Here is an 11,611-nt window from a genome sequence, read left to right on the forward strand (position 1 = left end):
GAGGAAGACGAGAGGCGCATCAGAACAGGAAATACCGCTGGGCGAAGGGCAGCACGCTGGCCGGCTCGCAGGTGAGCAGTTCGCCGTCGGCGCGCACTTCGTAGGTTTCGGGATCGACCTCGATATGCGGCATCGCGTCGTTGAGCACCATCGAGGCCTTGGAGATGCCGCTGCGGGTGTTGCGCACGGCTTCCAGCGGGCGCTGGAGGCCGAGCCGCTGCGCGACGCCGCCCTCTATCCCCGCCGCCGAGACGAAGTGGAGCGAGGAAGCGACGCCCGCCGCGCCCAGCGCGCCGAACATCGGGCGGTAGTGGACCGGCTGCGGCGTCGGGATGGAGGCGTTGGCGTCGCCCATCGGCGCGCTGGCGATCGAGCCGCCCTTGATGACCATATCCGGCTTCACCGCGAAGAAGGCAGGGCTCCAGAGCACGAGGTCGGCCAGCTTGCCCACCGCGACGGAGCCGACGACATGGCTGATGCCGTGGGCGATGGCCGGGTTGATCGTGTACTTGGCGATGTAGCGCTTGGCGCGGAAGTTGTCGGAATCGGCGTCATCGCTGCCCAGCGAGCCGCGCTGCTGCTTCATCTTGTCGGCGGTCTGCCAGCAGCGGATCACCGTTTCGCCCACGCGGCCCATCGCCTGGCTGTCGGACGACATCATCGAGAACGCGCCGAGATCGTGGAGGATGTCCTCGGCGGCGATCGTCTCCTTGCGGATGCGGCTGTCGGCGAAGGCCACGTCCTCGGCGATGCGGGGGTCGAGGTGGTGGCACACCATCAGCATGTCGAGGTGCTCCTCGATGGTGTTGACGGTATAGGGCCGGGTCGGGTTGGTGGACGAGGGCAGCACGTTGGGCAGGCCCGCCACGCGGATGATGTCCGGCGCATGGCCGCCGCCCGCGCCCTCGGTGTGGAAGGCGTGGATGGTGCGCCCCGCGAAGGCGGCGATCGTGCTCTCGACGAAGCCGCCTTCGTTCAGCGTGTCGGAGTGGAGCGTGACCTGCACGTCGTATTCGTCCGCCACCTTCAGGCAGCAGTCGATCGTCGCGGGCGTGGTGCCCCAGTCCTCGTGCAGCTTGAGCCCGCAGGCGCCCGCGCGGACCATCTCCTCCAGCGCGGCGGGGGTGGAGGCGTTGCCCTTGCCGAACAGGCCGAAGTTCATCGGCAGCGATTCCAGCGCCTGGAGCATCCGCGAGATGTGCCACGCGCCCGGCGTGCAGGTGGTGGCCAGCGTGCCGTGGGCCGGGCCGGTGCCGCCGCCGAGCATCGTCGTGATGCCGGAATTGAGCGCCTCGTCCACCTGCTGCGGGCAGATGAAGTGGATGTGCGCGTCGATCCCTCCGGCGGTGAGGATGCGGCCCTCGCCGGCGATGATCTCGGTGCCGGGACCGATGGGGATATCGACGCCGGGCTGGACGTCGGGGTTGCCGGCCTTGCCGATGGCGCTGATGCGCCCATCACGCAGCGCTATGTCGGCCTTAACGACGCCCCAGTGGTCGAGAATCACGGCATTGGTGATGACGGTGTCGGGCGCGCCCTCGGCCCGCGTCATCTGCGACTGGCCCATGCCGTCGCGGATGACCTTGCCGCCGCCGAACTTCACTTCCTCGCCGTAGACCGTGCGGTCTTCCTCGATGCGGATCAGCAGCGAGCTGTCGCCCAGCCTGATGCGGTCGCCCACGGTGGGGCCGAACATGCCCGCATAGGCACGGCGGTTCATGGTGACAGGCATCAGAGGTCTCCCATCACGGCGCCGCGGAAGCCGAACACGCGGCGCGCCCCGGCATAGGGGATCAGCTTGACCTCGCGGGTCTGCCCCGGCTCGAAGCGCACGGCGGTGCCCGAGGCGATGTCGAGCCGGCAGCCGCGCGCGGCCTCGCGGTCGAACTCGAGCGCCGGGTTGGTCTCGGCGAAGTGGTAGTGGCTGCCGACCTGGATCGGCCGGTCGCCGGTGTTGGCAATGGACAGGACGATCGCCTCGCGCCCTTCGTTGAGCACGATCTCGCCCTCGGCCGGGATGATTTCGCCCGGGATCATCGGATCGGCCTGTGCACGGTGACGAGCTTGGTGCCGTCGGGGAAGGTCGCCTCGACCTGGATGTCGTGGATCATCTCGGCGATACCGTCCATCACCTGCTCGCGGGTGATGACGTGGGCACCGCTGGCCATCAGTTCGGCCACCGGCCGCCCGTCCCGCGCGCCTTCGACGACATGGTCGGTGATAAGCGCGATGGCTTCGGGATGGTTGAGCTTCACCCCCCGCTCCAGTCGCTTTCGGGCGACGATGGCGGCCATGGCAATGAGCAGCTTGTCTTTTTCGCGACCGGTGAGGTTCATGGTGCCTAGCAGTAGCAGATGGAGGGGAGGCGCGGCGATAGTCCGAATACGGCGGCGCGCAGGATTTCCGCAGACCTGAGCGCGACGTCGCGTACGCGGCGCGGATCGGTGCCTGTCATGCGCACGATCAGCAGACCGTCGAAGCAGGTGGCGCCGCCGTGGGGGGCAGGCACCAGCGTCCGGGCAAGCTCAAGATGAGCGGCGGCGTCGGGCCCGGCGTAGACCAGCGTGAGCACTGCGACCGCGCCGCCGAACCCGAAAGGGCGCGCGGCGATTGCGGCGACGTCGCCCTGGGCATGGAGCGTGTCGGCCCACGCCAGCCGGCCATCGCGGCGGATGCGCCAGGAGTCGTGGATCAGGCCGGATTCGAATGTCTCACCCATGGCGCCGCGCCCCAGCACGATCATTTCGGAGGCGAGCATGCGGGCGTCGCCGGCCATGTCGACGTCGAGCGAGCGTCGCATGCGGCTTCGGTCGAACAGGATCGCCTCCTGCGCGAGCCACTCGCAGCGGCTGCCGGCGCCGAGCGTTATGCGGGTCTCGATGCGCGTAGGCGGATCGTCTGGCAGGGCGCGGTAGATTTTCTCCGCCGCCTGCGGGATGACTGTAACGGACGTTTCCGGGTCGATGCGGATGTCGAGGGCGAGCCGGTCCCCGCCGGTCAGGCCGCCGCTGGTGGTGACCGTGACGACGAGGGGAAATTCGCGCGCGTCGGTGTCCGGGAACAGCAATCGCGCTGGTGCGACCTGCTTGAGGTCCCGCAGGCCGTGAGGGCCGAAATGGACCATGGCCGCGCCGTCAACCCGCTGCAGCCGCGAACGCTGTGCGGCCTTTTCGGCGGGCGGAAGGGGGGTGGCAAGCATCTTGGCGGTTTCGCTGGCGGCCCGGGAAGCGGGCATGGGGCATTTGACGTATGGGCTAACACGCCGGATTGCAAAATCGAACGCTTCAGCCCCTGAGCAGGGCGCTCCCGAGGAAAAAAGGAGGTCCGGGCGTCAGGCCCGGACCTCCTGAAGTCTCGTCTTGGGTGGGTTATTCCGAAACGTGGCCAACACCCCCAGCCCGCTTCGTGAGGGCGAAGCGGGCTGGGGGAGCCTTCGAAAGAACCACTGCGAGCCTATCTAGCGCAGCGAGCATGCGGCGCCCTACGTCAATCGCCCCATGCGCCGATCGGGCAGGTCGGACTAGGACCGGACATAATGCTGATTGCGCTGTCGTTCCTATCCGGACTTGGTGTCATCCTGCTCGCGGTCGTCGTTCTGGCGACGAGGCGGCAGTTGCATATCACAAGGCTGTCGCTCGCCCCGCTCGACTGCGTGCCGGTCAGTGAGGATACCCGCGACCGCGAGCCGGCACCCATCGTCAGCGCGCCCGCCATCTCTGGCGAGACGCTGACCATAGGCGGCGCGAGCCGCGATCCGCGTTTGCTGCTGCTGCTCTTCGTCGAGACGGGCTCGGACTTGTGCGATGCCGTGGTGCGCGACGCGGTGGAGCTGTGCGCCGAAGTAGATGTGCGCCTGTTGCTGCTAGGCGACGGGGACGGCAGGGACTATGCTGGACTGATGACGAGCAACGGCCTTGGCGCTGACGACATCATCCTCGACGGGGCGGCGGGCGAGGATTTCCAGATCGGCCCGGCCCCCTCCGCAGCGCTGATCGATGCGACCGGGCACCTGCTTGCCCGCGGGACCGTGCAGCGCCGCGAGCAGCTTGAAGCATTGCTGGGGGGCGTCGGGGCCGAGGCGCGGCCGCAGCTCGTCGAGATCGCAGGGAGCACCATGACGTGAATGCCACCCGGAGCCGCGCCGCATGCCCGCGCGGACGCATCGCCGCGACCTGCATGGCCCTTGCCGTCGGCGTCGCCTTCGCTTTCGGCCTCGCCGGAATGAGCGTCGCCCCGCGCGCGCAGGCTGCGCCCAAGCCCTATGCCGCCAATTGCCAGGTCTGCCACAAGGCCGACGGCAGCGGCACGCCCGGTGTGTTCCCACGCCTCGGCGGACGGCTGGACGGAGCTGCCGCGAGCAAGGAAGGACGAAAGTGGCTCGTGTCGGTCGTCCTCTACGGACAGTCGGGGGCGATTACCGTAGACGGCAAGCCTATCCGCGCGGTCATGCTGCCTTTCCAGCGCCTGCCCGATGCCGACCTCGCCGCGGCGCTCAGCTGGGCCGCGAAAGGTGGCAGGCCTTTCACGGCGGCGGAAGTGGCGGCGGTGCGCGGCGCCGGTCCGATGACGGCCGCAAAGGTCGGGGAAATGCGCAAGACGATCGCCGGTCAGCTCCAATAGCACCGAGACAGCGACGGGGGATGATGGACTGATGGCGATCCGCTTCAAGGTAAACGGCACCGTGCGCGAGCTCGATGCGGATCCGGAAAAGCCGCTGCTCTGGGCCCTGCGCGAGGACCTGGGCCTGCCGGGAACCAAGTTCGGCTGCGGCGCGGGGCTCTGCGGTGCCTGCACGGTCCATCTCGACGGCGCTGCCATCCGTTCGTGCCTGACCCCGGTGGGCTCGGTGGAGGGCCAGTCGATCACCACGATCGAGGGTGTCGCCGCGCTCGACGCCGGGCGCCGCGTGGGAGAGGCGTGGCGCGCGCTCGACGTGCCCCAATGCGGCTACTGCCAGGCCGGGCAGATCATGAGCGCCGTCGCCCTCCTCACCGAAGTGCCCGACCCCGACGATGCCGCGATCGACGCGGCGATGGCGGGCAACCTCTGCCGCTGTTCGACTTACCTGCGCATCCGCGCGGGCATCAAGGCCGCCGCGAAAGGCAGGGGAGCCGCAGCATGACCGCAGCAACACTCAGCCGCCGCCGCTTCGTCGGCGCCTCGCTGCTGGCCGGCGGCGGGCTTCTGTTCGAGCTGGCCGTGCCGATCGCCGCCTGCGCTGCCGACGGCGGGGAGCCCCGGCTCCTCACCGCGTTCATCCGCGTGCTGCCGGGCAACCGCTTCGTGATCGGCGGCAAGAATGCCGAGATCGGGCAGGGCGCGAAGACCGCGCTGCCGATGATGATCGCCGAGGAACTCGACGTCGACTGGGACCAGGTCACGGTCGAGCAGACCCATGCCGACCAGGCGCTGTTCGGTGCCCAGAGCGCGGGCGGCAGCCGCACGACTGCGCGCGAATGGCTGCCGATGCGGCAGGCAGGGGCCATGGCGCGGCACATGCTGGTCGCGGCGGCGGCGCGGAAGTGGAACGTGCCGGCCGAGGGGCTGGCGACGGCGAGCGGCATGGTCCGGGACCGTCGCTCCGGCCGCGCGATCGCCTATGTCGACCTTGCCGCCGAAGCCGCGATGCTGAGCCCGCCCGATCCCTCGATGCTGACGCTCAAGGATCCGGCGCAGTACCGGATCATCGGCCAGCCGATCCCCGGCGTCGATACCCCCGCGATCGTGGCGGGCAAGCCGCTGTTCGGCATCGACGTGACGCAGCCCGGCCTGCTCCACGCGGTGCTGGAGACCTGCCCGGCCGTGGGCGGGCGGTTCAGGTCCGCCAATCTCGAAGCCGTGCGGGCGCTTCCCGGCGTGCGCCACGTCCTGACGATCGCCGGCAATGGCGAGGCGGAATCACTGCTCGACGGCGTCGCGATCCTTGCCGACGGTTTCTGGGCTGCGAACAAGGCGCGCGAGAGCCTGGAAGTCGTCTGGGACGACAGCGCTCAGGCCGGGTTCTCGACCGACGGCTACGCATCCCAGGCCGCGAAAGCGCTTGGCGGCAAGGCGGCCGGTGAAGTGCTGCGCAAGGGCGAGCCCGAGGCTGCCTTTGCCGCCGCTGCCCGAACGGTGGAGGCCCGCTACGACTATCCCTTCCTCGCCCACGGCACGCTGGAGCCGCAGAACTGCACGGCGCTGTTCAAGGACGGCGCGCTGGAGATCTGGGCCCCCACCCAGAACCCGGAGAACGGGCGCGGGCTCGTCGCCAAGGCGCTGGGCATCGCGCCGGAGAAGATCCGCATCAACCTCACCCGCATCGGCGGCGGTTTCGGGCGGCGACTGATGAACGACTACATGGTGCAGGCAGCAGCCATCGCGGCCAGGGTGCCGGGTACGCCGGTGAAGCTGCTCTACACCCGCCAGGACGACTTCCGCCGCGACTTCTACCGTCCCGGAGGCTGGCACGCCTTCTCCGCCGCGCTCGACGGCGACGGCAAGGTCACGGCGTTCCGCGACCACTTCGTCGGCTTCGGCAAGGCCGAGGCTCCGGTGCGCGCGGGGGAACTGCCGGGCGCGATGGTGCCGGCGAACCTTGTCGATGCGGTGCTGCTGGAACAGGACCTGCTCGCCACCAACCTGCCGACCGGCTGGCTGCGCGCGCCGGGATCGAACGCACTGGGCTTCGTGTCGCAGGCGTTCCTCGACGAAGTGGCCGAGGCGGCGGGTAAGGACCTGCCCACGCTGATGCTGGACCTGCTGGGAGCCCCGCGCGCGCTGGCGGGCGAGGGGCGGGGTCCCGCCTTCCACACCGGCCGCGCCCGGGGCGTGATCGAGAAGGTCGTCGCCATGGCCGGCTGGAAGGGCCGCGCGGACCTGCCGAAAGGGCGCGGCAAGGGCTTCGGTTTCTATTTCAGCCACGCCGGCTACTTCGCCGAGGTGGTCGAGGTTTCCGTCGCCGAGGGACAGGTCAAGGTTCACGAGGTCTGGGCCGCGGGCGACGTCGGCAGCCAGATCGTCAACCCGCTCAACGCGCTTCATCAGGTGCAGGGCTCGGTGATCGAGGGGCTGGGGCAGGCGCTCGCCGGCCAGAAGATCACCCAGGTCGCAGGCGTGGTCGAGCAGGCCAATTTCGATACCCACCCCTTCCTGCGCATCGACGCGGCGCCCAGGATCAACGTCGAGTTCGTCGTGACCGAGAACCCGCCCACCGGCCTTGGTGAACCGGCGCTTCCGCCTGTGATCCCCGCGCTCGTCAACGCGATCCACGCCGCTACCGGGAAGCGGGTGCGCAGCCTGCCCGTGGAACTGGGGTGATGCCGCCGCGCGGATGCGTGATTTGGACCAAGGCGCACCCGTTGCCCATTTCCTACTCGATTGGCCGCGTGTAAGTCCTGTGTTCGAGGGCAAGGGAAGGGGTGCGGAGTCCATGGATCACCTGTTGCCGTTCGACGGTGTCTTGTTCATCGCCGTGGGCATGACATGAGCGCGGCGCGCGATGCGCTTGCCCGGGGCGACCTGCCGCGCGCCATGGCGGCGGCGCAGGCCATGGCCGCGACGCGTCCGCATGAAGGCGAGGGCCCGTTCCTCATGGGCATCGTCGCGGCGGAGGCGGGAAAAGTCGGACAGGCGGTGCCGCTCATCGAACAGGCGCTGACCCGCGATCCGGACAACGCCGAGTATCTGGCGCAATACGCCCGCCTGCTGATCCTGCTGCGCCGCGACGGCGAGGCCGCCGATGCCGCGCGCACGGCGCTGGCGGCGCGCGGCGGCGATGCGCGGACGATGGACACCGTGGGCTGCGTGCTGGCCCGGCTGGGCGACCACGAGGGCTCGATCGCGCCTTTCGGCGAGGCCGTCGCGCGCGAGCCCGGCAATCTCGACTATCGCTACAACCTCGCCGCCGCCTGCGGTTTTACCGGCAGGGTCGAGGAGGCGCGGGGCCACTACGAGTTTATCCTCAGTGCGGACCCCGGTGAGCCGCGCACGCACTATGCGCTTTCGATCCTGTCACGCCAGACGCGCGCGACCAACCATGTCGACCGCCTGGAAGCGGCGGTGGCGGGGGCGACAAAGCCCCAGGACCTGGTGCGTCTGCGCTATGCGCTCGCCAAGGAACTGGAGGACATCGGCGAACCCCGGCGCGCGTTCGCGGCGCTGAGCACTGCCAACGCCGACCACAAGCGCGCCTCCCGCTACGACTTCGCGCAGGACGAAGCGATCTTCGATGCCGTCGAGGCGGCCTTCGCGACAGCTCCCGAGGCGGGCCCGGGCGACCCGGACGGCGCACCGATCTTCGTCGTGGGCATGCCGCGTACGGGCACCACGCTGGTCGACCGCATCCTCTCCTCGCATTCCGAGGTTGGCTCGGCGGGCGAACTGCAGGCCATGCCGCTGGCGATCAAGCAGGCGTCGCGCACGCCGTCGCGCACCGTGCTGGACCCGGAGACGGTCGCTGCCGCCATGGCCGCGGACCCGGCGGAGATCGGCGAGCGTTATCTCGCCCGCGCGGCGCACCATCGTCCGGCGGGCAGCCCCCGCTTCGTGGACAAGCTGCCGGCCAACTTCCTCAATGTGGGGCACATCGCCCGCGCCTTGCCCGACGCGCGGATCGTCTGTCTGCGGCGGGGGCCGATGGACACGGTCTGGAGCAACTTCCGCAACCTCTTCGCCACCCAGTCTCCCTACTATGCCTATTCCTACGACCTGCTCGACACTGCGCGCTACTATGCGCGCTTCGACCGGCTGATGGCGCTGTGGGAGCGGCTGCTGCCGGGGCGGGTGCTCCAGCTGGGTTACGAGGCACTGGTCGCGGACCAGGAGCTCGAGACGCGGCGCCTGCTGGATCATTGCGGGCTGGGCTGGGATCCGGCGTGCCTCGCCTTTCACGAGAATCCCGCCGCCGTCGCCACGCCCAGCGCGGCGCAGGTCCGCCGCAGCCTCAACGCCGACGGCATCGGGCGCTGGAAGACGCACGAGGCGGGGATGGCGCAGGTCCGCGCGTTCTTCGAGGCCGAGGGTATTCCCGCAGACTGACGCGGCACCCGCGGCTGGGGGCCGCGCATCGCCCTTGTCGTCCGGAAACGAAAAAAGCGGGACCGCATGGCGGCCCCGCTTTCCAGGCTTCGGGGACGTCCGTCAGAACTTGACGCGGCCCTCCAGGCCCATGGTGCGCGGCTGGGCGACACCCCGGGCATAGTAACGGCCGACGACGCCGTCGTTGATCTGGTTGTAGCGCGTAAGATCGTTGCTGACGCCGGTGATGGCGTACTTGTCGAAGATGTTGTTCGCGAACAGCGAGAGTTCCCAGACCTCGGTACGGTAGGTCACCGAGGCGCGGTGCATGACGAAGGACGGCAGTCGCTCGCCGCCGCCGCGGGCGCCGGGCGAGGTCAGGATGCCGCCGGTATAGGTAGCGGTCCAGTTCAGGGCGAGGTCGTTCTCGCCCACCGGCATCGTGTAGGTCGCGGCAAGCGCGCCCGAGTTCTTGGTCGAACCCGGCAGGCGGTCCCCGGCGAAGACATCGCCCGAGCCGGTCTTGGGGCTGAGCAGTCCCGGCACGTCCTCGGTCAGCTTGGCATCAAGATAGGAGTAGTTGCCGCGCAGCGTGAACTGGGGCGTGATGCGGGCGCTGAAGCTGAAGTCGATGCCCTTCGATTCGGCCTTGCCGCCGTTGGCTGTGATGCCGATGTTGCCGTACTGCGTCGAGCTTCTCAGCTGGATGCCGTCCCACAGGACCTTGAAGGCGGACACCGAGGTGTTCAGGCGGCCGCCGAACAGCGTGGCGCGGACGCCGACTTCGAGGTTCTTGACCTTGTCCGGGCCGTAAGCGAGCTCGTCGGGCAGCGCGCAGAGGTTCTGCTCGCTGGCGTTGATCGGCAGGATGCAGGGCACCACGCGGTTCACGCCGCCGATGCGGTAGCCCTTGCTGTAGGTCACATAAGCCATGAGGTCGGGCGTGAAGTTGTACGAGGTGTTGAGCTTCCAGACGAAACCGTCGTCGCTGGCCTTGCCGCTCCGGACGCGGCTCGGATCGATCTCGAGGCTGGGGTAAGGCATGCGACGTCGGCCGGCGCGCGTCATCGGCGTGTCCGAACCCCCGGTGATCGAGGTGTCGTACTTGAAGTAGCGGCCACCTGCGGTGAACTGCCAGGACTCGGTCGGCTTGAAGGTGAGTTCGCCGAAGGCGGCCATCTCGTCGGTCTTCGAACGGGTGAACGACACGTACTCGGCGCCGTCCGGACGGACGAGCCCACTGTAGTAGTTGCCGTAGATCGCGTTGCCGGTCGGCGAGGAGGCGAACTCCGCGAAGCCGGGCAGGCGTTCGATGCCATCGGCGGCGTACTTCATGTTGTTGTAGAAGCCGCCGAGCACCCAGCTGAAGGGGCCGCCGTGGGTCGAGACGAGGCGGATTTCCTGGTTGAACTGCTTACGGGTATTGTCGCCCGTGGTGTAACCCGCGAAGGCCGGGAACAGCTCGTAGTCGTAGTCGAGGTCGAGCAGCAGGTCGGTGACGTCCGACACCGTATGGTTCTTCGTCTTGGTCCAGGCCGAGGTCCAGACCGCCTGCATGATGTCGCCGAGCTGGGCTTCCATCTCGAGGCTGATCAGGTGCGACTTGCGCGTCGACGGTTCGGCGTAGCGTCCGGCGTTCTCGTACCTGCTTTCGCCCAGGACGTTGTAGGTGTTGGCCTGGTCGCCGCCCGTCTTGGTCTGCTGATAGGCGTAGGTCAGGTACGCCTTGAACGTGGGCAGCGTCAGTCCGAGCTGGTTGCGCGAGGTGATCGTCTTTTCCCAGTTCAGGTCCTTCTTCGGGCTGAAGTTGGCGGTCTGCTGCTCTGCGGTTCCAAGCGGATTGGCGGCGCTGCCGGGCTGGGGCAGCGACACGCCGGGCTGGGCGACGATGAAGGGATAGTCGATGAAGCCGGGGTCGTAGTAGTAGCCGGTGGCGGTGCGGAACGCGAGCGCGTCGGCGATGATCGGCACGTTGACGGCGACATCGCCGACGTAGCCGACGCCGCTGGAATGCGCGACGTCATAGGCGCGGCCGTGGGCATCGACCGAGAAGCTGCCGGCGTCCGGGCGCTTCGGGATGTAGCGGATCGCGCCGGCGAGCGTGCCGAGGCCGTAGAGCGTGCCCTGCGGGCCGAGCAGCGTCTCGACGCGCTCGATGTCGATCAGCTTGAAGTCGAGATAGAGGGGCACTTCGCCCAGGTACGTGCCCACGGCGCTGTCGTAGTTGGAGCCGGTGGGGCTGTTGCCGTCGGCGGAGAGGCCGCGCATGACGATGGTGGCGGCGCCGCGCGGGCCGCTGTCGACGATCGTCACGCCGGGCGTGAAAGCGCCGAGATCCTTGATGTCGTCGATCCGCTCGCTCTGCAGCGTTTCGCTGCCGATCGCGGTGATGTTGATCGGCGTGTCCATGATGCTGGTGGCGCGGCGCGTGGCCGAGACGATGATCACGCCGTCGTCGGCGGCATCTTCCGGCGCGCTTTGGGCAAAGGCCGGCGTGGCCAGCATGCCCGTCATCATCGTTGCGCAGAGCAGCCCGATCTTCAGTGTGGCGCTGTTCGACATGTATTACCCCCTATGTGTTTCGTCGTTCCTCCCGGTCCAGACAGCCCCCCCG

10 protein-coding genes are annotated in these 11,611 nt (G+C 68.8%); 5 read left to right on the top strand and 5 right to left on the bottom strand.

Annotation, left to right across the window (positions count from 1 at the left end):
• Window positions 1–19: 19 nt before the first annotated feature.
• Genes ureC through AC07M9_RS15570 form a run of 4 tightly spaced genes read right to left on the bottom strand, consistent with a single transcriptional unit; the run spans window position 20 to window position 3,235 of the window.
• Window positions 20–1,732, bottom strand: coding sequence for an urease subunit alpha (gene ureC, locus AC07M9_RS15555; RefSeq protein WP_494884853.1), 1,713 nt, complete (start codon window positions 1,730–1,732; stop codon window positions 20–22).
• Window positions 1,732–2,037: an urease subunit beta gene (locus AC07M9_RS15560; RefSeq protein WP_494884855.1), complete on the bottom strand. Its 306-nt coding sequence runs from the start codon at window positions 2,035–2,037 to the stop codon at window positions 1,732–1,734. The genes ureC and AC07M9_RS15560 overlap by 1 nt, the downstream gene beginning before the upstream one ends.
• The gene (locus tag AC07M9_RS15565; protein WP_494884856.1) at window positions 2,034–2,336 is read right to left on the bottom strand and encodes an urease subunit gamma; all 303 of its coding nucleotides are present in this window, start codon (window positions 2,334–2,336) and stop codon (window positions 2,034–2,036) included. The genes AC07M9_RS15560 and AC07M9_RS15565 overlap by 4 nt, the downstream gene beginning before the upstream one ends.
• A 5-nt stretch (window positions 2,337–2,341) precedes the next feature.
• On the bottom strand, window positions 2,342–3,235 hold the full coding sequence (locus tag AC07M9_RS15570; protein ID WP_494884858.1) for an urease accessory protein UreD: 894 nt from the start codon (window positions 3,233–3,235) through the stop codon (window positions 2,342–2,344).
• 300 nt (window positions 3,236–3,535) lie between these two features.
• Here AC07M9_RS15570 and AC07M9_RS15575 point away from each other — a divergent pair, with 300 nt between their 5' ends.
• The 5 genes from AC07M9_RS15575 (at window position 3,536) to AC07M9_RS15595 (ending at window position 9,018) form a co-directional block, all read left to right on the top strand.
• Complete coding sequence (locus AC07M9_RS15575) at window positions 3,536–4,123, top strand: thioredoxin domain-containing protein (RefSeq protein ID WP_494884860.1); 588 nt, start codon at window positions 3,536–3,538, stop codon at window positions 4,121–4,123.
• Window positions 4,120–4,620, top strand: coding sequence for a c-type cytochrome (locus tag AC07M9_RS15580; protein ID WP_494884862.1), 501 nt, complete (start codon window positions 4,120–4,122; stop codon window positions 4,618–4,620). The genes AC07M9_RS15575 and AC07M9_RS15580 overlap by 4 nt, the downstream gene beginning before the upstream one ends.
• Window positions 4,621–4,651: 31 nt before the next feature.
• On the top strand, window positions 4,652–5,122 hold the full coding sequence (locus tag AC07M9_RS15585) for a (2Fe-2S)-binding protein (protein WP_494884864.1): 471 nt from the start codon (window positions 4,652–4,654) through the stop codon (window positions 5,120–5,122).
• Entirely contained in the window at window positions 5,119–7,299 is a 2,181-nt protein-coding gene (locus AC07M9_RS15590) for a xanthine dehydrogenase family protein molybdopterin-binding subunit (protein WP_494884866.1), read from the top strand. Before AC07M9_RS15585 ends, AC07M9_RS15590 begins: the two co-directional genes overlap by 4 nt.
• A 165-nt stretch (window positions 7,300–7,464) precedes the next feature.
• The gene (locus AC07M9_RS15595) at window positions 7,465–9,018 is read left to right on the top strand and encodes a tetratricopeptide repeat-containing sulfotransferase family protein (RefSeq protein WP_494884868.1); all 1,554 of its coding nucleotides are present in this window, start codon (window positions 7,465–7,467) and stop codon (window positions 9,016–9,018) included.
• A gap of 102 nt (window positions 9,019–9,120) precedes the next feature.
• On the opposite strand, the gene AC07M9_RS15600 is transcribed toward AC07M9_RS15595, so the two are convergent.
• Window positions 9,121–11,559, bottom strand: coding sequence for a TonB-dependent receptor (locus AC07M9_RS15600; RefSeq protein ID WP_494884870.1), 2,439 nt, complete (start codon window positions 11,557–11,559; stop codon window positions 9,121–9,123).
• Window positions 11,560–11,611: the final 52 nt, after the last annotated feature.

This window comes from Novosphingobium sp. GW821-FHT09E05 (assembly GCF_059416165.1).

Bases quoted from the DNA above. Each gene is read 5' to 3' on its own strand.
- AC07M9_RS15585 (WP_494884864.1), top strand. From the start codon at position 4,652: ATGGCGATCCGCTTCAAGGTAAACGGCACCGTGCGCGAGCTCGATGCG.
- AC07M9_RS15590 (WP_494884866.1), top strand. From the start codon at position 5,119: ATGACCGCAGCAACACTCAGCCGCCGCCGCTTCGTCGGCGCCTCGCTG.
- AC07M9_RS15565 (WP_494884856.1), bottom strand. From the start codon at position 2,336: ATGAACCTCACCGGTCGCGAAAAAGACAAGCTGCTCATTGCCATGGCC.
- AC07M9_RS15570 (WP_494884858.1), bottom strand. From the start codon at position 3,235: ATGCCCGCTTCCCGGGCCGCCAGCGAAACCGCCAAGATGCTTGCCACC.
- AC07M9_RS15575 (WP_494884860.1), top strand. From the start codon at position 3,536: ATGCTGATTGCGCTGTCGTTCCTATCCGGACTTGGTGTCATCCTGCTC.
- AC07M9_RS15600 (WP_494884870.1), bottom strand. From the start codon at position 11,559: ATGTCGAACAGCGCCACACTGAAGATCGGGCTGCTCTGCGCAACGATG.
- AC07M9_RS15595 (WP_494884868.1), top strand. From the start codon at position 7,465: ATGAGCGCGGCGCGCGATGCGCTTGCCCGGGGCGACCTGCCGCGCGCC.
- ureC (WP_494884853.1), bottom strand. From the start codon at position 1,732: ATGCCTGTCACCATGAACCGCCGTGCCTATGCGGGCATGTTCGGCCCC.
- AC07M9_RS15560 (WP_494884855.1), bottom strand. From the start codon at position 2,037: ATGATCCCGGGCGAAATCATCCCGGCCGAGGGCGAGATCGTGCTCAAC.